This window comes from Mesorhizobium sp. M0478, assembly GCF_040321305.1.
Lineage (GTDB): Bacteria > Pseudomonadota > Alphaproteobacteria > Rhizobiales > Rhizobiaceae > Mesorhizobium.
In genome coordinates, this window is sequence record NZ_JAMYRH010000002.1 from 698,930 (window position 1) to 722,594 (window position 23,665).

Here is a 23,665-nt window from a genome sequence, read left to right on the forward strand (position 1 = left end):
ACTGGATCCCACCGGGTTCAACGGAAAGGCGGGCGTGCCGGTCCGGATGACGGCGAGCATGGCAACGCGGTCGCCTAGCCGCGGGAAGATGCGGCTGGTGGGTCCGACCATATCCAGAGACCGGGTGAAAGCCTGTTTCCAGACGAAGCGATCGGGAGAATTGGCGGTGCGAGTCATCACACCGCCTGGTCGCGATGTTGATCCGGCGAGAGAAGGCGGGCGGAAGTTGCTTTGAACGCGGCGCGCGGACCTTTCGAACACAGCCCTTTTTTATATCCGGCCCGCCGTGTCGTACGCGAAGATGTCGTCCTTGCACCGTCAGACCGGATGAACCCAACTCACTGACCGAGGCGACAGCGGTTGTGGCTGCATTGCCGCATCGTTGATCAGCTTGCTTCATGCAAACAGACGAGGACAGCACGAAAGCGTGCTCCTAGCGTGGGACTGGCTGTTGTGTGTTCAGGGGCGATGAAACCGGCCATGGAAACCGCGGATAGGATCAGCTGTTTTACGCGATTGGTATCGCATCCAGGAGCGACAGGATGAGTCCGCATCTGGTTTGCGTTGGAGGCGAGGATCATAGACTAAGAATCCCGTTTCTTTTGGCGCTTCGCGAAAGGGGTTTTCAAGTCACTGCCGTTTCGAGTGATCTCGGAGCCGCCTTTTCACCCCATGGCATTGCCCATCGCCGATTCGGGTTCGACCGCTTTGGCAGCGGCGGTGCAGAATGGGGTGCTGTCAGCGCGATCCGTGAACTGATGTCCGAACTGCGTCCGGACATCATTCAAAGTTTCGACACCAAGCCCAATCTCCTAACTCCACTGGCGGTGCGCGGGCACGTTCCCGTCGTTCGCACCATCAACGGGCTTGGTTGGACATTCTCGTCGCGGGAGCCGCGGGCCCTGGCATTGCGTCCTTTCTTTTGCGGCCTTCAGGGGGTGGCGTCTCGTTGGACAGCCATGACCGTCTTCCAGAATAGTGATGATCAGGCCTTCTTCGAGCGCTACCGGCTGGTGGCTCGCGGCAAAGGGCGACTGATCCGGAGTTCTGGCATCGACCCCGATGCATTCTCGATGGCAAGGTATCGTGGTCCTTCGGCTGCCACGATGCGCGAGGAACTTGGCCTACAATCGGCCCAGGTCATAATATTTGTCGGCCGGCTCACGCGGCAGAAGGGGATTCCAACCCTCATCGAGGCGGTTCCTCGCGTTATCCGCGAGAGGCCCAACGCGCGTTTCGTACTTGTCGGCCCGCAAGACTCCGAAGGTCCGTTTGCCGTCAGCAGAGCCGATATCGAGCGCCATGTTCCCCACGTTGTCGCATTGGGGCCAAGGCGCGACATTCCAGCCCTCCTTGGCATGGCGGATATCTTTGCGTTTCCGACGCAATATCGCGAGGGAATTCCGCGTGTCCTGCTGGAGGCGGGATTGTCCGGATTGCCGATCGTCGCCTCGAATATGCCGGGCTGCAACGATGTGGTTGAGGATGGCTGGAACGGCTATCTCGTGGCGCCGCGCGATGCGGATGGCTTGGCCTCCCGGATAGTCGATCTTCTTTCCGACCCCGCCCGTGGCAAGACGATGGGCAGCCGTTCCGTCGGATTCGTGCGGGAGCGGTTCTCGCTGTCGTGGGTGATCGACCAGTATTGCGACCTGTACAAGACAATCCTGGGTGGCAGATATCGCAGCAGGCTTGTTCAAGCTGCGCAGGCGAATCCGAGGGAAGAGGCGGTGCCAAGCCCCCATCGACTGGGTGAGGCGCGGCAATGATGCGTGATGCGCTTCTGGCCTTCGGCGTCGCGATGTCCTACGCGGCGCAACTCAGCATCCCAGGGCTGCCCTTCGGCTACAGCGAACTGTGCCTCACGCTCTGGATAATGCTGTCGATGACGCGAATCCTTGCTGGCGGCCAACTGGAGGTTACGCCGGCCCTGGCCAAGCTTGGGCTTTTCTGGCTGATCCTGGCGCTTGCCATGGGCGTGGGTTACATCATCGGTTTTCTGACAACCACGTTGTTCCTGGATCCGTTGTTGCACGACACGCTGGCCTATGTGCTGTTGGCGTGCGTCACCTGTCTGGCCGCTGCGGAGCCCAACGCGTCTTTCCGTTTGCGTCGTATCGCCTGGTGGATGGTTGCTATCGCGAATGCGGGCTTCATCATTCAGGTAGGGCTTGGCTTCGGCTGGCTCCATCAGGCTGGGGTCGAGCCCTGGTACTGGGACCGCTTCTGCGGATGGTCCGACAATCCGAACCAGCTTGCGCTCTACTGCGCCCTACTCGGTCCACTGGCCTTGCATCTTGCCACAACCACCAGCAATAAATGGGGAAGATGCCTTGCCCTATGCAGCCTCATATTCACCGTTTACGTCGGAAGGCTGACAAAAAGCGATACCTACCTTTATACCACGGTCCTGGCTTGTCTGATCCTTCTCGGGCTGCGGGTCCGGGCCTGGCTGACGAGCGACGGCAATAAGGCGAGCCTTTCAAGGCAGCTTGCCGTCCTGATGGCCGTTGGCTTCCTGCCGCTGGCCCTGTCTATAGTGCCCTATGCCCTCAGCGAGGCCTCCAGCGCCGAAGACTTCGCCAAGAGCCTGACCAAAGACAAGGGCGGGGAAGCGACTGCCCAAACCGCGGCGCTTCGCCTCTACCTCTGGAATGCAGCCTTGGAGAAGGGGGCACGATCGGGATCGCTTGGACTGGGTCCAGGCCCGCATCTAGATAGTCCGCCCGTGGTCAATCAACAGTTTTTGCCGCGGCCCTTCGAGGCGCACAGCACCATCCTGGATCTCTACACTCAGGGCGGCCTGATTTCGGTTCTAGCCCTGATGTGGATCTTCGGCTCGGCTGCGTTGTCCGCCTGGCGGGCGAAGCTGGACGCTCTGGTGGCGCTCGTGGCATCCATCGCCGTTTTCAGTGCTCCGCATTTGGTCATCCGCCATCCGATCGTGTGGTTCTGTCTGACCCTCTGCCTTGCCGCTGGGACGCCGGAAGCGATCCCCGCGATTGTTCGCCAGAGGAGATGCTAGAATGTGTGGGATCGCCGGAATTTTGTTGGCGCCCGATGCAGCCAACGCAAGTGCGCTCAGGGCCATCGGGCCGATGGCGACGGCGCTTCGTCATCGCGGACCTGACGGTGAGGCCTTCTGGGTGAGCCGTGAAGGGGGGGTAGCCTTCGGCCACCGGCGACTGGCCATCGTCGACCTGTCCGAAGCGGGTCGCCAGCCAATGCTCTCCGCGAGCGGTCGGTATGTCATCACGTTCAATGGCGAGATATACAATTTTCGCGATCTGCGCCGTGAACTGGAAGGGGCGGGCCATCATTTCCGCGGCGCCAGCGACACGGAGGTCATGCTGTGCGCGATCGAAAGCTGGGGCCTTGATGCAGCCCTCGCGCGCTTCGCTGGCATGTTTGCTTTCGGGCTGTGGGACCTGGAGAACCGAACGCTTCAGCTTGCCCGCGACCGAATGGGCAAGAAGCCACTCTATGTCGCCTTGACACGTGACGCGCTTGTCTTCGCCTCGGAGCTGAAGGCGATCACTTGCTTCCCAGGCTTCACCCCGGAACTCGATGTCGATGCGGCGACGACGATGGTTTCCAACGGCTGGGTGCCGGATGACCGTTGCATTTGGCAAGGCGTGTTCAAGCTGCCGCCTGGTTCAATCCTGTCGGTCACTGCGGCGCAATTCGCCGACGCCCGCGGCACCGGTTCGCTTGAGCATCGCATTCACCCTTGGTGGTCGCTGGCCGATGTCGCCAGCAAGGGACAGCGCGATCCGATAGCTGCCAGCGACGAGGACCTCGCGACCGAGCTCGACAGCCTGCTCCGCCTGGCCGTCAAGCAACGAATGATTGCAGATGTGCCGCTGGGCGCCTTTCTGTCCGGCGGAATCGACAGCTCGACTGTCGTCGCCCTGATGCAGGCACAGTCCCGAAGCCCCGTCCGTACGTTCACCATAGCGTTCGGCGAAGGTGGGTTTGATGAAGCTCCCCATGCGGCCGCGGTTGCTCGGCATCTGGGCACCGATCATACGGAACTTCATCTCTCGCCGGCCGCCGCGCTTGAGGTCGTTCCGGAGCTGCCCCGGATTTGGGACGAGCCGTTTGCCGATGAATCGCAGATACCGACGCTGCTGGTGTCGCGCCTCGCGCGGCAACACGTAACCGTGGCGCTTTCAGGCGATGGTGGCGACGAGTGCTTCGCAGGCTATTCTCGACACTTCCTGGCAACCCGCCTCACAAAGCAGCATGAGCTGCCATTGTCATTTCGCCGGCTGTTGGCATCGGGGGCTGGGTTGCTGGCCCAGGCCTCTCAGAAAGATATCTTCGGCAATCTGCCGCTTTCGGCGAATATGCGGCATGGCTTGCGCGGTGACCGCCTGGCTCGCCTTGCCCGCCTGCTCGCGGCGCGAGATGAGGACGAACTCTTTCTGCAACTGACAAAATCTTCAGCCAACGACCTTGTTCATCGCAAGCCGTCGACAGCACCTACCGACACCACAAAGCTCGACGGCCTGCTCTCGCGTCTCCTATTCGCCGACATGACAGGCTATCTACCGGGCGACATTTTGGTGAAGCTCGATCGAGCCACCATGGCCAACAGCCTTGAGGGGCGATGCCCGATCCTGGACCATCGCGTCGTTGAATTCGCCTGGCGGTTGCCAGCCCGTGCCAAAGTCCGAAACGGGAAGGGCAAATGGTTGCTTCGCCGACTGCTTGAACGTTATGTACCACGCCGACTGGTCGACCGGCCCAAGCAAGGTTTCGACGTTCCGGTCGGGACTTGGTTGAAAGGGCCCTTGCGCGGCTGGGCAACCGATATCATTGCCACGATCGGCCGCTCCGGGGACGGGATCATCGACCGTGAGAAGGTCGACGCATGCTGGCGCAATCATCTGCATGGAAGCCAAGATAATTTCCGCGACCTGTGGCCGGTGCTCATGTTTCAGGCGTGGCGCAACGAAGCCATGCGGCCATCGACGGTCGCCACGCACCCTTCTTACCAAATCGAACTGACAGGGGATTGAGATGGAAGGTTCCATAGCCAACCGCGCCCGGCGTCCGCGCGCCAAGCAGATGGAAGTTGGGACGCTTGAAACCAATCTGCGCTTGATGCGGCCGCCACGCGAGCCAACGCAATCGTCACCCTTCCACCAGCTCGTCATCATCCTGACGACGCGAAAATGGTTCTTGCTTGCCATGGCCCTTCTGGGCGGCATCCTGGCCGGACTGGCAGGCTTCACCCGCCCGGTGCTGTTCGAGGCAACGACCCAGGTCATTATCGATGCCCCGAGCAGCAGTGCTTCGGGCGGCGTGGCATCCGCCCAGGACTCGCTGGAATCGAACATCGATGATCATCTGACGATGCTCTCCTCGCAAGGCCACCTGCGTCGGGTCTTGGCAGCACTGCGCAAAGCCCAACCAGTCGACGGTAACGGAAAGACCGTCGTCAATGCCGTCCCGCCCGCGGCTGGCTCGTTCCTCATCGATCTCCTGAACAGGGCCTGGAGACAGGATAACTCGGTGGCGGAAAATCCGGACGCAGCGGACGCGCCCGAGCTGAAGGCGCTACGCAACGGAATGAGGGTCGGACAAGAGCTGCGATCGCGCGTCATCACCATCGGCTTCACCGATCCAAATCCGGCGCGTGCGGCACTTGTCGCGAACACGTTTGCCCAGGTCTACATTCAAGATCTGGTACAAAAAAGCCGGGCATCGGATCAGGTTCATCTGGATTCGATAGTCGCCAGCCTTCCGCAAGTACAAAGGGATCTTGTCGAAGCGACAGATCGGCTGGAGACATACCGGCTCACGCATGGCGCCGTCGATCAGACTGCGGCCAACAACGCAGCCAGTGAGACAGCGGAACTCGGCCGGCAGATATTCCTATCGAAAGCCAGTCTTTCCGCGTCGGAAGCGCGCCTTCGCCGTATTGAGGACCTGCGCAAGGCGGGCGCCCCGGTCACGGCCATCGCTGAAGAAATCGGGTCGCCCGTGTTGACGGACCTGGTGACACGCCAGTCGGGTGCCGCCGCCGACGGCGATCTGCGCAACGCGATCGCCCGCGAAATGGAGCAAAGCGTTGCCCGAATCGCTGCCGAGGCAAATGTCTACCGGTCTCAGGCTACGGCTCTTGAAAGTCGCAAGGCGATGCTCGACGCGGCCGTGGCCGACACGGCGAGCCAACTTTCGGGGCTGCGTTCCCTTGAGCCTAGGGTAGCCATCGTGACGCAGCATTACAACGAACTCCTGAGCCGGCAGCAGGATCTGATACGTCGCATCGCCGCTCCTTCGCCAGGCGTAGCGGTCCTTTCGACCGCCTGGCCGCCGTCGACCCCCGTGACATTGTCGCCGATTTTCCTGATTCCCCCCGGCATGGTCGTCTTTGGTCTCATGGGGGCGGTCATTGTCCTGGTCCGCAACGGTTTCAACCAAACCTTGCGCAGTGAAGCCGAAGCCGAGGCCGAGCTTGGGGTCCCGTGCGTAGGACTGCTTCCCAGGGTTGCGGGACTTAATGCCAGAAAGCTGCGGCATCTGGTTCTGAGCCAGCAGAACTTGCCGTTCAGCCGCGCCGTGACTTCGCTGCTCGTCACTGCGGCGCCAACTCAGGGGAAGGGGCAGCCGCCGCATATCATTCTCGTGACGTCCAGCATCCAGGACGATGCCAAGACCGAGTTGGCATGGAGCCTGGCGCTGGCGGCAACGCGGCTGGGAGGAAGAGTGCTTTTCCTCGATCTCGATCGCAAGGATGTACGGCTCACGAACGGGTTTCGTGGTGAATTCAGCACCGACAAGGCCCGGAACTCCTTCGGCGACTATGTGAATGAACGTTGCGTGCTGAAGGATGCAATTACGAGGATGCCGGAAATCGGTATCGACCTCATGGCCGCTCCAGCACCTTCCGATGATCTCCTGACGCTTCTGTCCACCGTCGACAAATGCCAGTTCACCGAGGAGCTGCGTTCGGCCTACGACGTGGTCATCATGAACGGTCCCCTGGGCCTCGGGGGGCCTGAAACCAGGCTGCTTAAGCGCTGGGCCGATTCGGTGCTTTTTGCCGTTCGCTGGGCAAGGACGAGGCGCAGCATTGCCCGTGGTGCTCTGGATGCAATAGGGGCCGGCGGATCCGCCACCGTTCCAGTAGGGAGTGTGCTCACCCGGGTGAACCTGAAGAGGCTAGCCGGCTCCAGGCTCGGAGACAACGCCGATCTTCTGTTGGAGAGGGTTTGAAGATGCGTGTGCGATCTTCAACAGAAGCTCCAGGGAGCGATCGCGCCCCTAAATCGAGCCAGCTACACGATGATCATTGAATTTTTCGGACCTCCAGGATCCGGCAAAACAACCTTCGCACATGCGCTTGCGCAGCAGCTGCGCGGGAAAGGCTATCACGCCAAGGTCGCTCTCAGCTACAAGCCAAGCACCAGGGCCGCCAAATATGACCTCGGAATCTTGCTATTCATATCACGGATCGTATCGGCGATATTTTCAACCTCCAGAATACTGCTTTTTTCGGCAGGGCGAGCCGATGATATTTCCAATTCCTTTGCAATGGTGAGGATGATACCGCCAAGAAACCGAATTTGGCGCGCGCGAATCTGGCGATACATCCTGCACCTTTCGCGTTGCTGGAAGTCTGCTGAGCAATCGCCCGAAATTATAATTTTCGATCAAGGATATGTTCAAGCGATTGGTTCGCTTGCGATGTTTAATGGGAGCACCAACCCCAGAGCGCTGGAAAAGGCGCTCAGCCTCGCACCGGCGGCCGATCTCACCGTCAGGCTCTTGGTGCCAGCTGCGGTCGTGGAAAGTCGCCTTCGTCGGCGGATGGAGCTTGAGCCGCCGGCGGAACGGATTTTCGAGGCCGACTTGAACGTGAACATGCGCTCGTTCGCCGTTTTTGAAGCGATGCATGACCTCCTGACAACATCTGGCCGGGAAATCATCTCCGTCGAAAACACCGATGGTCCATCGACCTTTAAAAGTATTTGTCGGATTGAGAGACAAATACTTTCTGCATTGTCGCGCTTCGATAGGGCGGTCAGCGAAAAGCAAATTGAGTTGCCGGCTCATCGCGCAGATGTAACTGGTTCAGCAACCGCACCGCCGCGCAACAAGGACATGGGCTCGCGGCTCGCTTGGGCAAGCATATTCGCCCTGCTGATCTATATTGGTGGCGCTGGTTTGACCAGTCTTGCCCAGTTGGCAATTGCACGCCTTATTGGACCTCACAACTACGGCATCTATTCCTACGTTCAGGCTTGGACGTCAGTGCTCGCCTATCTGGCAACGCTTGGTTTTAATGTATCATTGTTGCGTTTCCTCCCGGCCTATAGGGCCAGTGGCAGGCTTGATCTGGCCCGCGGCGTGATAAGATTTGCGCTGCAGAGATCGCTGATAGCGGCAACCTTGTTCGGGATGATCGGCGCTGCGTCCGTCCTGTTCCTTTCAGATCCAACGGAAAGAGGGCTTGAGACAAGCATCGTGCTCGGCATGATGGCTGTGCCCTTGGTTACGGCCTATGCTCTCGGAGCCACGCTTGTGCGTGCTTTCGGCGGCGTTGTCTCGGCGTTGTTGCCGGAGCGCATCATGCGAGACGGGCTCCTGCTCGTGTTGGTAGCGCTCCTGGCATTGTCGGGATTTCGAACAGTGGATGCGCCCTCGGTGACGCTGGCGGTGCTTGTGAGTTCCGCTTTCACAGCGGCGCTGGTGTTCATCATCGCTAGGAGGTTTGAACCACCCGGCCTGGGACACGCCAAGCCAAGTTATGCCTCGAGGGAATGGTGGCTTGCCGTCCCCCCGCTCATGCTCATCACTGGGCTCGATGTTTTCGTCAGTCGGGCAGGAGTCCTGGTTTTGGGCTGGACAAGCCATATTGCTGAAGCGGGTATTTTCGCGCTGGCCTTGAATGTCGCGATGCTCGTGGGCCTGTCCCGTATCGCCGTGGCAACCATGTTTTCGCCAACAGCAGCCGATCTCTACGTCAGAGGCGATCGCAGAGGCCTACAACAGCTGTTCGCGCGCGCAACCCTGCTTTCTGCTGGCGGTGCCATCCTGGTGGCCGTCCCAATGATGGTGATAGTCGAGCCGTTCTTGAGCTATTTCGGTGAGGGTTATAGCGCGGGAGCGCCGATCGCACGGGTTCTGATTTTGGGATATGTCTTTGTCGCGCTGTGCGGGCCCCAACAGAATCTCCTGACCATGACTGGAAATGAATGGGCTGCGGCAACGACGATGGTAGCGGGTGCTGTGGCCAATATAATTGCCTGTGCAGCCGGAGTTGCGGTGTACGGCCTGCTTGGCGCTGCGGTGGGTGTGGCACTTGCACTGAGCATCTGGAGCATTGCCATGGCCGTCTATATCCGCAAGCGACTGAAAATCATGCCAGGCTTGGTTTTTGCCTTGCTGTCGATCAGGCCGAGCGCGGTCGATGCCCGTCAATGGCATTGGTTCTTGAGGGCGAGCAAATGAGACCACTGTTTTCGCTACGGTGATCGCCGTCGTTCGGGCAGGAAGTCACGAAGCCCGGATCGCACAAAGGCCATAGGGCTGCGCAGACGCTTCGGCGTATACCTGTTCCGGACACCCGCGTCCCCGCGGGCAGCCGATACTTTGCGGGCGGTGTCCGTCATTTGAAGGATGCATCAGTTTCGGAGGTGCACCACGGTGTGCTCACAATCTGCGGAGCATCCATGGAACAAGCCCGAATGGCGAGCGCCTCGGCGCCTGCAGTGCGCCGTCGCTCGGAGAGATCGACGCCTGTCGAGCGCAGCCAACGCGAAACCCTCACCCAGGTCCAGGTCCTGCGCGCCCTCGCGGCTAGTTCGGTCGCGCTGCGACACGCCCAGCATGATGCGGCCACCCTGGAATTACAGGCCGGCCGCACCTTTCAGAGCTGGAATCCGATACCATGGAGCGCTGGAGTCGATATTTTCTTCGTGATTTCCGGGCTTATCATGGTGCATACGTCGCGACAGCTGTTCGCAAAGCCCGGGGGCGCGCGTCTCTTCATTTCCCGCCGGATCGCGCGAATTGTCCCGCTATATTGGGCGCTCACCTCGCTCTACATTGCGGTAGCGGTGGCCGCCCCAAATCTTCTCAACCAGAGCTACGTCGATTTCAGGTTTGTAGTCGAATCCTACTTATTCGTTCCGGCCAGTCGCCCTGACGGCGTCGTTCAGCCGGTCTACGAGTTGGGTTGGACGCTCAATTATGAGATGCTGTTTTACGTGCTGTTCACGGCGACGATCGTGCTGCCCATGCGGTGGGCAGTTACGGTCCTGCTCGCGATCCTGGTTGGGATGGTGCTCTCGGGCGCTCTTGGGGCTCCTTTGCCTGAGCCCTGGGGTTTCTGGACCAATCCGATCATCCTCGAATTCGCTTTCGGCGCGATGATCGGGGTCATGTGCGCCTCAGGCCTGCGGCCTTCCGGCCCAATCAGGGCCTGTATGGCCGCAACGGGACTGGGTGCCCTGATGCTTGCGGCGGCGTTTCCCGATATCTCGGCCGGCTTTGGTCGCTCTGTCGTGTATGGCATTCCGGCGTCTCTAATTGTTTGGAGTGCTGCCTTGGCACCGCCGGGTAAACTGAGGCATGACAGCGTGGCGGCGAGGTGGGCCGCTGGCGTTGGTGATGCGTCATACGCTCTTTACCTCATGCATCCATTCGTGATCCGCGCCATGCGCATATTGTTCTGGCGTACAGGGTTGATCTTTGTGCTCGGTCCGTGGGCCTTCATCGGTTCGGCCTTGGCGATAACCCTCGGCGTGGCATTTATCACCCATCGTCTGTTCGAGAAGCCGCTCACCCGCTATGCGCGGCGCCTTTTGGGGGTCGGGCACAGTACAGGACGGCAGCTTGGGCCCCTTCCAGTGCCGGCGTATCCCAAGACAGATTGAAGGCGAGCCGCCACCCTGTCACACCAAGGAAATGGCGGCGTTGTGCTCACTATGCCGTTGCCGGAAGGCCAGCTGGTCGCACCTGCCCCACAGGGCGTGCATGGAATTCCCGATACCATTCCACGAAACGTTGCACGCCGTCCTCCAGTGTTGTCGCCGGTGCGAAGCCAACGGCGCGGCGGAGGTCCCTGACATCGGCGCGGGTTTCCAGGACGTCACCTGGCGGTAAAGGTACGTTGACGCGAACGGCGCGGCGACCAAGGGCCGTCTCGATGAGCGCGATCAGATGGTTGATTTCTTCCGGCCGATCATTGCCGATATTGTAGAGCCTATATGGCGCCGAACTGGTGGCAGGATCGGCAGCGCGACCGTCCCAACCGGGATCCTGACACGGTGGTTTGGCGAGCACGCGAACAACCCCCTCTACGATGTCGTCGATATAGGTGAAATCCCGCCATACGCGCCCGGCATTGGCGATTTCGATCGTTCGGCCCTCGGCGATGGCATGGGTGAAAGTATAGACTGCCATGTCGGGCCTGCCCCAGGGGCCATAGACGGTGAAGAAGCGCAGTCCGGTTACGGGGAAGCCGAACAGATGGCTGTAGGAATGCGCCATGCATTCGTTGGCGGCCTTGGTGGCGGCGTAGAAGCTCACCGGATGATTGGCACCATGATGCTCGGAAAAGGGTATGCGTCGATTGGCGCCATATACGGAGCTCGACGAGGCATAAACGAGATGGCTGACGCCCGCGTGTCGGCAGCCCTCCAGAACGTTGAGAAATGCGACTATGTTTGACTCCACATAGGCATGCGGGTCGACGAGCGAATGACGCACCCCGGCCTGGGCGGCCAGATGCACGAAGTGCGATGGCTGGAATTCGCAGAACAGCGCTTTCACCAGCGACCGGTCCGCCAGGTCGAAGCGCTTCGGCGTGAACCTCGGCTCGGCGCAGAGCCGTGTAAATCGCGCCTCCTTCAGCTTCAGGTCGTAGTAAGGCGTGAAGTTGTCGACGCCGATGACCTCGGCGCCGAGCCGCAAAAGGCGTGACGCAACATGAAATCCGATGAACCCAGCGGCGCCCGTGACGATGATCGGCCCCGTGTGCGTAAGGTTCGACGCAGCACCATCCTGCAGCGCGTGAACGATATCCGCCAGCTTGTTGACCTTCGAATCTGCTTCGGCCATGGCAAGTCACTCCCGTTTCCAGGTTCCGCGTTCTGCGCTATCTCGGCAGCGCCTTGAACGATCGGAAATGGCGCCGCCGGCCTTGTGATCTACGCGACAGCGCGCTCAATGCGGGCCGCCGCTGTCTGAATCAAAGCGGATGCAGACAGCAGTCGATTTCTCATGGCAAAACCGAAATGCGCCCCAAAAGAGCCACTAGTTCCGCCTGACGCCTCGTGTCGGTCTTGGCGAACAGCGAGGCGAGCTGAGAGCGAATAGTCGTGCGACTGAGATGCCAGCTACGGGCGATCTCCAGGGGCGCGTCGCCATGGGCGAGGCGTAGCGCCAACTGCGTTTCCGCGCTGGTCAAACCGAACATCCTTTGCAACGTGCGAGGGTTGGCCGCCGATTTGTTATCCCGGTCCAGCAATGCGACGACGGTTGTCCCGTCCGGTGTAACGACGCCCGTCTCGTTCATGGTCACCGGCCTGTCGCCTCTGCTGTGGATCACTACCCATGAGAGTGAGCCCGGCTGGAGGTGGACCGGAACATTCGCGACCAGCCGCCTCAACCCGGCAGCAAGCTCGACGGCTGTATCAGTTGCTTCGCCCTGGCGTGCGAGGGTGTCCCGAGCGGCAGCGTTCCATTCTATTACTTTCTTGTCTCGGTCCAGGACGAGATAGCCGCAACCCATACGATCAAGCATGCCGGTGATGGATTCCAGGCTGCGTCGTCGAGATCCGCCGACCCTTGCGTCCGGTCGGTCCACAAGGCTTATCGGCCTTTCGTGGCGGGTATCGTTCAATACAATGTATTGCCTGCCTGCAAGCGCATCGTTTCGCGTTTCAATCAGTGTCATCGCTTCCACCCAACCCATTGCTACTGACGCAAATCAAATCTGATGAAGTTGCTGCTTCAACTTGAATTTCCACATACTGCGAGAAATCTGCGAATGGTTTTTCCGCAGCGTCTCTTGGATATATCTTTCTGAAGAGCGCTCCTGACACCATGATTTTATTCGCCGGCAAAGTCATGGCAATCGGGCATTGGGATTAGGTGCCACCCCTTCGGCCTAGTCTCGACGGACTAGACCGAAAGTTGTAGTCTTTGCGCATGGGTTCGGACCTGCGCTGGCTCAAATCGAATGTGTCGAGCACTACGTGGGCTCATCTAGCTTCGCTTTTGGTGTTTGCAGCATCGATAGCATTCGAGGCGATAAGTACGGTATATGGCGGCCAGCCGTTGCCGCTTGTTGCGTTTATCCCCATAACCGTTGTCATCGTGTATCTTGAGGGCCGTTTTGTTGCCATCGCAGCAACGCTTCTGATGGCGGTCGCCGGCTTGTGGATGCGACACCTGTTGGACGGTCACCTCACTGGTCGAGACTGGACCGGGGCCGTCTTCCTTCTGGGTTCGGGTAGCCTGATCGCAACCGTGTTCCACCGCCTGCGACAAGATCTGCACGGCGCGCTCAGGGTGGCAGAAGCGAGGCTCGCTGCCATCGATGCTGCCGCCTTGGGCTTTGCTAATACCAATCGCCATGGCGAACTGCTGCAGTCGAACAGACGGCTTTTGGAGATGACCGGCTACGCGCACAAGGAACTTGCCCAACTGGAGCTGGAGGAACTCATTTTCCCCGACGATCGAGGTACTGTGCGGAAGCTTTTGCAAGATTTGGGCAATGGGACCGCGTCGGCGACGGATATCCGCGTTTTGCGCAAGGATGGCACGGCATTTTGGGCTCACCTGGCCCTGTCTTCGTCGCGGCCGGACGAGGCGCCAAATGAGAGCGTATTCGTGGTGGTTGACGATATTTCCGAGCGACAAGCGGCACGCGAGGCCCTTCGGGCTCAGAAGGAATGGCTCGATCTCGCCGTATCTGCCGGGCGCCTGGGCACATGGCAAATAGACATTGAGGATGGGACAGTCGCCGGCTCCGGCAAGTTCTGGGACATCCTTGGTCTGCCTCCGGCCCCAGTCCGCCGCTTGGAAGAACTCTCGGCCGTAATCCATCCCGTCGACTGGCCGAAGTTGTCCGCCTCGGCAAAGCCTTCATCGGCATTGAACTTTGACGTCGAGATTCGCGTCCGGCAAGTGGATGGTCACACACGCTGGATTGCATTGCGTGGACGGCAGGAAGAGCACGGCGACCGCAAAATGCGCATCGGGGTGGCGGCGGATCTGACCGAACGTCGACAAACAACTTTGCTTCGCGCCGCCGTAAAGAGACGCGAGCGCATAATGCGCGAAGAGCGCCATCGGTTCAGCAATGTGTTTCCAGTGATTAGAGCTCTGGTCAACATGATCGATACTCCCGACAATGATGTTGCCAAATACAAGGAGATGTTGATCGATTGGATTCGAACACTGGAGGCGACCCATCGCATCCTTTCTCGTCATGCCAACCTGTCAGGGATGCTCCATGAACTCGTGGACCGGGAATTGCAGCCCTTCAAGGAGACACGCGACATTACGATCAGTGGACCTTCCCTCACTGTGCCAAGCGGCGCCGCCGAGGGCTTGGCGATGATCCTTCACGAGTTGACGACAAACTCGGTGAAACATGGTGCGCTGGGTGACCCGAATGGCAAGGTCGAAGTTAAGTGGCGATTTGCATCCGAGGACGAAGGCGACGACCTCGTGTTCGATTGGGTGGAATCGGGCCGACGGAAGAGTTCAAAAGTCGTACGCCGCGGGTTCGGGTCACTGATAATCGGTGTGGACAGCACGCCGCTTGTCGGGCATTCCCCGAATATGGAAATAACCGAAGATGGCCTTCGATATTCGCTGCGTGTATCGCGCAAAGAAATTGAGGAATTTGGACTGCAATAGAGCCCCTCCAAGTCGAAGCCGACCAATTAACCGATGGTGTGGGCCCTTTGCTGCGATTTCCTGCAAGCAAACTCGGGCCGGTTCGAGGGGCATGCGTCAACTCGCCTGTCTCGTAAGCCAGCTTTGGAGCAACACAGCTGCTTCGGTACGGTTTCTAACCCCAAGCTCACGCAGCACGGCTGCGGCATGGATTTTCGTTGTCGCCTCGGCAATGTCCAGATTGCGGGCAATCTCCTTATTCGAGTACCCCTCTGCCATCAGCTTGAGGACGTCCTTCTGTCTAGACGTCAGCCTAGCGACGTCGCCCGAGCCCTCGTGCCGGCGGCTGGCATTTTGAACCGGAGGTGGGGGGGCATGCGATCTCTGGTCGGCAGACGTTCGAGATAGGAGAGATGGCACATAGATCCGGCCAGCGAGGATTTCGTTTACAGCCAGCACGACTTCTTCGTCGCTCTGCGATTTGACGATATACCCGTGAAGTCCGATCGAAAGCGCGGTCAGTATCTCCGAGCGGGAATCATCCCCGGAAACGATCGCAAAGCGAGTGTCAGGATAGGCAGCCATAAAGTCGCTGAGCACTTCCTGATGGAACAGCCCAGGCATGTTCAGATCGAGGATCGCAAGATCGATGGACGCCTGCTCCTCTAAAAGATTGACCGCGGCATCGAAACACGAAGCTTCGAATATTTCGGCGCTTGGAATTCCAGCCATGAGTGCCAGCCGGAGACCACGCCGATATAAGCCGTGATCGTCGGCAATGACGATCCGAGCCATGCAACTACCCCAACGCGTTACTCGGTTCCCGACGAGAAAACCCGCTGGAACCTCCCATTCGCCTATGATCGACAATCCGTGGTGGTCCTAAAATGGCGGCCATCCACTGGTCAACGCATCACAGTGATGTCCGCAGCGTCCCATCCACGCACATCCAGAACGTCTAATATAATACTAAATTGCGAAGCTCATCCATAGATTTTTAACCCTGGCGTGCGGTGCCTGTCCGCAAAACGATGCCGGTTTCCCATCTCTGGGTCCAAGCCAGCTGTTCAGGACCATCGTAATCATGTGGCATCTGTTATGTCGCCACCCGCTGTCGCCGGACCTGTAGGCCGGTCCGGCCCTGGCGGATCGCAGCTTTCTTGAAAGCAACTGCTTTCGTTTTATCGGCGTCATGATCAGTGCCCAATCGCGCTTCTGTAGGCTGTTGATCTCGTGGCCATCTAATACCTTGAACGTTTTGAATCCCTACCATTCGAATGCACGACGACAGCCGCCCCGGCTGTCACATACCTTTTCGCATATGATGTTCGGATTGCCGCCGAGGTTTGGCCGGATTTGAGGGGGTGCCCTGGCCGGACAATGGAACACCGATCCCGAACAAAGCCAACTGCAGATCAGGAGGATCGAATGAAAGCGGTGATTCAATGTGGTGGGATGGGTACGCGCCTTCGACCGTTTACATCGGTCCTGCCGAAACCATTAATGCCGATAGGGGCCCGGCCTGTTCTTGAGTTGCTTTTGAAGTGGCTGCGGCGCAACGGCATTGAAGAGGTATATATTACGACAGGGTATCTAGGACATTTGATCCGTAGCGTCTGCGGCGACGGATCGCAATGGAACTTGAAGATCAAATATACCCAGGAAATGGAGCCACTCGGCACCGTCGGACCTCTCTCTCTGATTAGGGATGAACTGAACGAAACATTTGTCGTTCTGAACGGCGATGTCCTCACAGATCTAAGCCTGAGCCGGTTTGTAGCCGCGCACCGCTTGCATAGGGATCCCGTTACGATTGCCACGGCGTGCCGTCATATCAAGATGGACTTCGGGGTCATCGACGAGATCGACAATACCGTCCAGCTCTTCCGGGAAAAGCCGACGCTTTCCCATCTCGTCAGCATGGGGATTTACTGCATGAACCCAGATGTCCTGCGGTTCATTCCGTCCGGGATCCCATTTGGGTTCGATGACCTGATGCTGCAGATGATGCAGGGCGGCACGACCGTGCATGTTTACAAGCATGACGGTCTTTGGCTCGACATCGGTCGTGTCGATGACTTCCAGAATGCACAGGCAATTGCCTGGGAAGATCAGTCGTCCTCAATCGAGGTCGCGGCTGCCGCTGCAGCCGCATGAAAGTCTGATGCAGAGGTCTAGCCACTAACAAGGCTTTCAGGAGGTCAAAATGCTCTTGGTGAGCGCCCCGATCCTAGGCGTGCCAGAGAAGGCAGCCCTGTCGCAGGTGATTGATAGCGGCTGGCTTACGATGGGGGACAGGGTACGAGAGTTCGAACAGGCCTTTGCCGGCATGCATGGCGCGCGAGATTGCGTTGCGGTTGGTTCCTGCACCGCAGCGCTCCATCTTCTCCTCCATGCTTTGGGCATCGGCCCTGGCGACGAAGTACTGGTTCCTTCGCTGACGTTCGTGGCGACGGCGAATGCGGTGCTGTATGTAGGGGCGACGCCGGTCTTCGTCGATATCGAGTCCGTCGACGTGCCGTTGATCTCGGTTGCGGAAGCCGAAGCGCGGTGCACGACGCGCACGAAAGCGGTCATTCTCGTTCACTTCGCCGGGTATCTCCCCGATCGGGAACAATGGCAGCGGTTCGCCCGGCTTCGCGGGCTGCATATCATCGAGGACGCTGCGCACGCGCCCGGGCTTAGGGAAGTCGGGACATTCGGCGCCGCGGCCGCGTTCAGCTTCTATGGCAACAAGAACATGACAACGGCCGAAGGGGGCGCCGTGATCGCACGTGACCCCGATCTGCTCGACAGGGTTCGCCTGGCCCGCGGGCACGGAATGACCACGGGGACGCATCAGCGGCTGAACAGTCGTACGCCGCAATATGATGTCACGATGCTCGGGTTCAACTACCGAATGGACGAGATGCGAGCGGCAATAGGGCTGGTTCAGTTGCAGAACCTGCAAGAGTGGAACGAAATCAGGCGTATCATAGCTGTCTTGTACCGACGCCTGATCGCGGACCGTTGCCCAGCCATTGTCATTCCATTTAGCGAACCCCGGACGTCGGCTTACCACATCATGCCGATCGTCCTGCCGCGCTACGCGAGCCGGCAGGATGTCATCGACGAGCTGCGGACACAGGGCATACAGACCACCATCCACTACCCGCCGGTGCACCAAATGACGTTCTACCGCGAGCGCTTTCCCGGCGTGAGTTTGCCCCGAACAGAGGATTTCGCTGAGCGAGAGCTCACAATTCCGCTGCACCCCCAGATCACTTCCGCCGCCGCCGAATCAGTCGTGGCTGCCCTGGCAGCCGCGCTCAAAACAGGCGCGCTCAAAGCAGGCGCCCAAAGAGGAACTGCTGCATGAATGCGTTAGACCCTGCCTTTCACCGGATGTTCGTTCCAAATCCTGATCACGGCTTTGCGAGACGCGCAATCGATCTTGCGGTGGCGGGCATCGCTACCGTCGCATTGGCGCCATTGATGCTGCTGATCGCCGGAGCGCTTCTGCTCGAGGGCGGTGGCTCGATCTTGTTCGCTCAGACCCGCATCGGGGCCGGCGGCCGAACCTTCCGCATGTACAAATTTCGCAAATTCGGTGTGAACTGCGGCTCTCAAGGCCTTGCGCTGACGGTCGTGGGCGATACACGCATGACCACCGTTGGCCGCTTTCTCGCAGCGACGAAGCTGGACGAACTACCGCAGCTGTGGAATGTCCTCAAAGGCGAAATGGCGATCGTCGGCCCACGGCCCGAGAGCCTGGCTTTCGCCGATTGTTTCCGGGGCGAGCTTAGGGCCGTGCTGCAATACAAGCCAGGCCTGCTGGGACCAGCCCAGGTCGTTTTTCGGCACGAAGCGCATTACTTCCCCCAATCCGTAGATCCGATCGTGTTCTACCGGGAAGTCATGTTCCCCGCCAAGGCAACACTGGACCTCTCATATTATCCGCGACGCACCATCGTCTCCGACCTCGCGTGGATGGTGCGGGGAGTGCTGGCAGTGGTCGGTTGGGTTCCGGTACCGCCGATCGACGTTTGAATATCCAAGGGAAGCGTTCCAAACAGCCAAGGGAATGCGCAGTGATGAGCTACAATGGAAAGAAAGTCCTGGTGACCGGCGCGGACGGATTCATCGGTTCGCATGTCACCGAGGCGCTTGTTCGCAACGGGGCAGATGTCACAGCCCTTGCCCTTTACAATTCCTTCGACAGCCATGGATGGCTAGACGATCTGCCGGACACCATCCGCAGCCAGTTGAGGCTCGTCCGTGGTGACGTCCGCGACAGTGCGTTCCTTAACCGGATCATGCGCGGCCAAGCCGCGGTTTTTCATCTGGCGGCGCTTATTGCGATTCCATATTCCTACGCCGCTGCCCAGTCCTATGTGGAAACCAACATCCTGGGCACGGTGAACGTCCTCGAAGCGGCGCGCCTATGGGAGACGGAGCGGGTGATCCATACCTCCACGAGCGAGGTCTATGGAACTGCCCAAACCATGCCGATCGGCGAAACACACCCCCTGCAGGGACAGTCACCATATTCGGCATCCAAAATCGGCGCTGACATGATGGCGGAGTCTTACGCCAGGTCGTTCGATGTCCCTGTGGTCATCATGCGACCCTTCAACACGTATGGCCCGCGCCAGAGTGAGCGCGCCATCGTGCCGACCATTATCCGGCAAGTCCTCGACCCGAAATGTCCTGCGATCATGGTCGGCGATACCAGCCCGATCCGCGACCTGACCTATGTCGAAGACACCGCGACAGCGTTCCTGACCGCAGGTCTCGCCCAGCTCGAGTTCGGCCACGCCTACAACGCTGGCAGCCAACGCGCTGCGACCGTCTCGGACGTATTGGCCATTGTTCTTGAGTTGACCGATTGCAAGAAGCCGGTCCGTCGTGATGAAAGGCGCCTGAGGCCGCAAAATTCCGAAGTTCGCGCCTTGCTCGCCGACTCCTCGCGCTTTGAACGCGAGACTGGATGGCGGACACAGACCAGCCTGCGCGATGGGCTGGAGCGAACAATCACGTGGTGGCGCGAGCGCCTTAGTGAAGGCCGGGTACGGCGCGAAGTGGGTTACATGACATGACCCTGGGCGGCCGTCATGCGTTGGCGCTGTTGCTGGCTGCCGGTGCCATATCTCCCAACATCTACGTTGCCGGTGGCCGTCAAAGCAAGGCAGCGGAGGCGGCGGCCACCGCGGTTGTGGACAACCTGCCGGGCCATGTGCCCGAAACAAGGGATCCTTGGTCTGGCATGGTTTTCGCACGGATCACCAGACCGGGCGTTCTCGGCGGGGCGGGTGTATGCGGGAAGAAGTACTGCACCCACCGTTACTCAAGCGCACAGGCTTGGAATGCCGACCAGAGCCTGCTCCTGATCGCCAATGGCTGCGGTGGCCTGTGCTTTCTCGACGGACAAACCTACTTGCCTTTGTTCCACCGCAACCGCGCGACCGAATGCGAATGGCATCCCACTGATCCCGAGTTGATGATCTGTGTCGGGGGCCGGCAGATTGCGACATGGGCCCCACGTACCGATCATGAGGACGTCGTGTTTGCCTCCGCAGCGTACTCCAACCTCAAATTTGGACCCAACAAAGGCAATCCGAGCCGCGACGGCAGCCGGATTGCGGTGCGTGCAACGAACAATGACGGCAGAGCGGTGGTCTTTGGCTACGATCTAAAGCTACGGCGGAAATTCCCCGATATCGATCTTGCCGAATTCCCGGGAACAACCGGCTCCTGCTCAATCTCACCACTCGGAATCAACATAGTGTGTTCCCAGCAATTACCGGACGGAATTGAAGCGAGTTTCGTCTTCTCCATAGACGGCATATTGCGCCAGAAGTGGATGGAGCACCATCGACCAGGCCATGGCGACATGACGGTCGATTCCGACGGAAGCGAAATCTATGTCGGGATCAGCAAATCGGATCCTGACAAATATCAGGTGATCAAGCGCCGCTTGGCTGATGGCAAGGCTACCTCGCTGATGAAATATGGCGAGGCCATGCATGCGTCACTCAGGTCGCTCGGCAGGCCCGGCTGGGTGTTTCTGAGTTATGGCGGCACGCCAGCCGAACTATCGCAGCACCCGGATTGGGCGCCTTACGCTCAGCAAGTCATTGCTCTGCGTCTAGACGGCAGTGGAGAGGTCCGCCGTGTCGCAGACACGCACAACGCGCCCTTCGACTACTGGAGCGAGACGCATGCCTCTCCCTCTCCGGACGGCTCCCAGGTGGTCTGGTCCAGCAACTGGGGCGTGCCCGGTGGCCCGGTATATGATTTCGTTAGTCGTGTTGAATGGCCTTTGAAGCCGGTGTTCGACCGGGAGGAGATTGTCGCAAATGACCTTCAGTAGACGATACGTTCTTGGCGCAGTCGTGATGATGTCGCTAACCTCGATGGCTTGCGCAGGCGAGGTCGAGCCCTATCAACTCTCACCTGGCGATACGGTCGAGATAGGAATAGCGCCGATCCCTGATCGGACGCAGCGCGCCGTAGTCCAGATGGATGGCAATATCGCCCTTCCGGAGGCTGGAATGATCATGGTCGCAGGCCTGACGGCGTCCCAACTGCAAAGGCGCATGCAAGAGGTCTTGCCAAGCAAGATTTTTCACGTGCGTCTGACTGATGGGCGGGAGCAGACAGTTACTGTCGAGCCCGACGATGTCACAGCGATCATAGCGGACTATCGCCCGATCTATGTAACGGGCGATGTGCTCACCCCGGGACAACAGGCCTACCGTCCGCTCATGACTGTACGGCAGGCGCTGGCCGTTTCCGGCGGCTTCAGTCTTTTGCGATCACGGGCAGGCCAGGCCGGGCCTGATCCGGTTGATCTCAAGCGCGATTACGAAATGCTCTGGGGAGATTACACGAAAGAATACCTTCACGCTGCCCGCATTCGCGCCGAGCTTCAGGGCCAGGCGGATTTCGACAAGAAGACACCACAGGGATCACCTCTTTCGCCGAGCGTTGTAGCCGCGATGGCACAGGCTGAAGCAGAGGCGCTGAAGGTTGCGCTGAGCGATTTCCGGCAGGAACAGGATTTTCTGGAGAAGGGCCGGACGGACGCTGCCGAGCAGATTGACGTTTTGCAGAAACGCGAACGAGTAGAGGGCGAGAGCGTGAAGGCGGATGAGCAAGATTTGGCGCGAGTGACGAAGGCATTCGATGCAGGCAATCTGACCAACACCCGGCTCGCGGATGTCAGGCGCGCGTTGCTTCTGTCTTCAAGCGGCGCGCTTCAAACCTCGGTCGAGCTGATGAGGGCGCGGCGCCAGCAGGAGGACTTTGTCAGACAGCACGAACGCAACGACAATCAAAGGAGGATTGGCTTGCTGACGGATCTGAAGGACACCAACGCCCGGCTGGCGGATGTCACCGCCAGGCTCCATGCCGCCAGCGAGAAGCTGCAGCCGACTGGAGCATCCACACAGCCATTGCCGATTGCCGGCGAAACGGTACGGGCCCAGGTGACCATCGTGCGCAAGATCGGCAATGAATGGCGCAAGCTGTTGGCTGACGAAGATGCCATTGTGCTGCCGGGGGATACTGTCGAAGCCAGATTCAGCAGTGAACTGCAAAGTGTGGCGGTCCAATAGGGCGTCAGCCGCAGTCCGTGCGGAGCTTACTGTTCTATCGGGGGGCGAACCCAACTGAACGGAGATCCAAGGTGAGGCGCATTTTCAACCAGGGAGCGACCCTGACACCCTCAACGAACGCGGATCAGATGACGCAGTCTGCAAGTTATGCTTCCCATATGCCGTCAGCGCGAATTGTGCGGTCCAGGTCGCGCGCCGGTGAGTCCGGAAATTGGCATGAATTTACGTCCAGCAAGGAGAGCAATGCGCAGGGCGGCTGGGTGTCGGACGGCTACAGGACCAGCCATTGCGCGCCCGGCTACGGCCTACATTACAACAAAACGCACAGTTCCGGCTATTATGGCGCGCTTTGGGGGAACATCGAAAAGCCCCTGATCCTCGACGTTCTTCGCCCCTTGAGCGGAGCGAGCCGAAACTGCCTCGATTTCGCATGCGGAACAGGTCGCATCGCCGAGGTAGCCGCCGGCCTCTTCAGCGAGGTGGTTGGCGCCGACGTTTCCAGAACTATGCTCGACAGCGCTCAAGTACCGCCCAATGTGAGTTTGCGTCACGTCGACGTTACAAGGGAGCAGTTGGGTATGACGTTCGATGTGGTAACCGCATTTCGTTTTTTCCTGAACGCAGAGGATGAACTGAAATGGCATGCACTGAAAGCGATCAATGAGCACCTGAAAGATGGCGGGCGGCTTGTGTGCAACGTTCACATGAATGCGACGTCGCCCGTCGGCCTGGCGTGCCGGCTGCTCAATCGAGTGTCTGGACGCACAATTCGCCACACGCTGAGCGCAGCGAGGTTCAAGGCCCTCCTGACTGCCTCGGGATTCACCGTCGAGCAGACGATACCGTACGGTTACCTGCCTCGGCCGGGAAACCTGTTGCCAGGGTTCTGTGAAATGATGATGCAGCCTGTCGAGAAGGCCTGCAGAAGGCTTTGCGTTCCTGGCCAGCTGGCGCAACACTTCCTGGTTGTTGCGAGGAAGCGCTAAATCCCGAGAAAGCCCCGAAAACGGCAGGCAGCGGTTTTCTTGGGGTGGCTCGCCCGGCATGAAACCCCGTCTAAATACGGTGGAACGGCAGTTTTCCCCCGATTTAATATGTGGGTTCCGGGTTTCTCGGGTCAGCGCCACGATTTTGCTACATTTTGACTAAAGTCCAATCATGTTAGTGGGGCGTAATATTAGAAGGCTAAGGGGATACGC

At 59.3% G+C, this 23,665-nt stretch carries 17 protein-coding genes; 14 read left to right on the forward strand and 3 right to left on the reverse strand.

Annotated elements, in window-relative coordinates; genetic code table 11:
- The first annotated feature begins 542 nt into the window (after positions 1–542).
- From NKI64_RS07820 to NKI64_RS07845, 6 genes are all read left to right on the forward strand, one after another.
- Complete coding sequence (locus tag NKI64_RS07820; protein ID WP_023824738.1) at positions 543–1,769, forward strand: glycosyltransferase family 4 protein; 1,227 nt, start codon at positions 543–545, stop codon at positions 1,767–1,769.
- Entirely contained in the window at positions 1,766–3,025 is a 1,260-nt protein-coding gene (locus tag NKI64_RS07825) for an O-antigen ligase family protein (RefSeq protein ID WP_352667351.1), read from the forward strand. Before NKI64_RS07820 ends, NKI64_RS07825 begins: the two co-directional genes overlap by 4 nt.
- Position 3,026: 1 nt before the next feature.
- A complete protein-coding gene (gene asnB / locus NKI64_RS07830; RefSeq protein WP_352667354.1) occupies positions 3,027–5,024 on the forward strand; it encodes an asparagine synthase (glutamine-hydrolyzing) in 1,998 nt (665 codons plus the stop codon).
- A gap of 1 nt (position 5,025) precedes the next feature.
- Positions 5,026–7,227: a GumC family protein gene (locus NKI64_RS07835; RefSeq protein WP_352667357.1), complete on the forward strand. Its 2,202-nt coding sequence runs from the start codon at positions 5,026–5,028 to the stop codon at positions 7,225–7,227.
- Positions 7,228–7,296: 69 nt separating this feature from the next.
- Positions 7,297–9,465 (forward strand): polysaccharide biosynthesis C-terminal domain-containing protein, encoded by a 2,169-nt coding sequence (locus tag NKI64_RS07840; RefSeq protein WP_352667360.1) that lies wholly within the window; start codon positions 7,297–7,299, stop codon positions 9,463–9,465.
- A 221-nt stretch (positions 9,466–9,686) separates the two neighbouring features.
- Positions 9,687–10,892, forward strand: a complete 1,206-nt coding sequence (locus tag NKI64_RS07845) for an acyltransferase family protein (RefSeq protein WP_081731308.1) — start codon at positions 9,687–9,689, stop codon at positions 10,890–10,892.
- A gap of 49 nt (positions 10,893–10,941) precedes the next feature.
- Here the strand turns inward: NKI64_RS07845 and NKI64_RS07850 are convergent, their stop codons facing one another.
- On the reverse strand, positions 10,942–12,078 hold the full coding sequence (locus NKI64_RS07850) for an NAD-dependent epimerase/dehydratase family protein (protein WP_352667363.1): 1,137 nt from the start codon (positions 12,076–12,078) through the stop codon (positions 10,942–10,944).
- Positions 12,079–12,238: 160 nt separating this feature from the next.
- Positions 12,239–12,916, reverse strand: coding sequence for a helix-turn-helix transcriptional regulator (locus NKI64_RS07855; RefSeq protein ID WP_023689781.1), 678 nt, complete (start codon positions 12,914–12,916; stop codon positions 12,239–12,241).
- 254 nt (positions 12,917–13,170) lie between these two features.
- Here NKI64_RS07855 and NKI64_RS07860 point away from each other — a divergent pair, with 254 nt between their 5' ends.
- The gene (locus NKI64_RS07860) at positions 13,171–14,889 is read left to right on the forward strand and encodes a sensor histidine kinase (RefSeq protein ID WP_023689782.1); all 1,719 of its coding nucleotides are present in this window, start codon (positions 13,171–13,173) and stop codon (positions 14,887–14,889) included.
- Positions 14,890–14,985: 96 nt separating this feature from the next.
- Here the strand turns inward: NKI64_RS07860 and NKI64_RS07865 are convergent, their stop codons facing one another.
- The gene (locus NKI64_RS07865; RefSeq protein ID WP_023681040.1) at positions 14,986–15,663 is read right to left on the reverse strand and encodes a LuxR C-terminal-related transcriptional regulator; all 678 of its coding nucleotides are present in this window, start codon (positions 15,661–15,663) and stop codon (positions 14,986–14,988) included.
- Positions 15,664–16,296: 633 nt separating this feature from the next.
- On the opposite strand from NKI64_RS07865, the gene NKI64_RS07870 reads away from it, so the two are divergent.
- From NKI64_RS07870 to NKI64_RS07900, 7 genes are all read left to right on the forward strand, one after another.
- Positions 16,297–17,025 carry a nucleotidyltransferase family protein gene (locus NKI64_RS07870; RefSeq protein WP_023681041.1) on the forward strand — a complete coding sequence of 243 codons (729 nt, stop codon included), beginning with the start codon at positions 16,297–16,299 and terminating at the stop codon, positions 17,023–17,025.
- Positions 17,026–17,074: 49 nt separating this feature from the next.
- Positions 17,075–18,226 carry a DegT/DnrJ/EryC1/StrS family aminotransferase gene (locus NKI64_RS07875; protein ID WP_023681042.1) on the forward strand — a complete coding sequence of 384 codons (1,152 nt, stop codon included), beginning with the start codon at positions 17,075–17,077 and terminating at the stop codon, positions 18,224–18,226.
- A gap of 26 nt (positions 18,227–18,252) precedes the next feature.
- A complete protein-coding gene (locus NKI64_RS07880; protein ID WP_023670905.1) occupies positions 18,253–18,897 on the forward strand; it encodes a sugar transferase in 645 nt (214 codons plus the stop codon).
- Positions 18,898–18,941: 44 nt separating this feature from the next.
- Positions 18,942–19,946 (forward strand): SDR family NAD(P)-dependent oxidoreductase, encoded by a 1,005-nt coding sequence (locus NKI64_RS07885; RefSeq protein WP_023691489.1) that lies wholly within the window; start codon positions 18,942–18,944, stop codon positions 19,944–19,946.
- Complete coding sequence (locus tag NKI64_RS07890; protein WP_352667368.1) at positions 19,943–21,220, forward strand: hypothetical protein; 1,278 nt, start codon at positions 19,943–19,945, stop codon at positions 21,218–21,220. The genes NKI64_RS07885 and NKI64_RS07890 overlap by 4 nt, the downstream gene beginning before the upstream one ends.
- Positions 21,207–22,466 carry a polysaccharide biosynthesis/export family protein gene (locus NKI64_RS07895; RefSeq protein WP_023714703.1) on the forward strand — a complete coding sequence of 420 codons (1,260 nt, stop codon included), beginning with the start codon at positions 21,207–21,209 and terminating at the stop codon, positions 22,464–22,466. The genes NKI64_RS07890 and NKI64_RS07895 overlap by 14 nt, the downstream gene beginning before the upstream one ends.
- A gap of 71 nt (positions 22,467–22,537) precedes the next feature.
- Positions 22,538–23,452 (forward strand): class I SAM-dependent methyltransferase, encoded by a 915-nt coding sequence (locus NKI64_RS07900; RefSeq protein ID WP_023714702.1) that lies wholly within the window; start codon positions 22,538–22,540, stop codon positions 23,450–23,452.
- Positions 23,453–23,665: the final 213 nt, after the last annotated feature.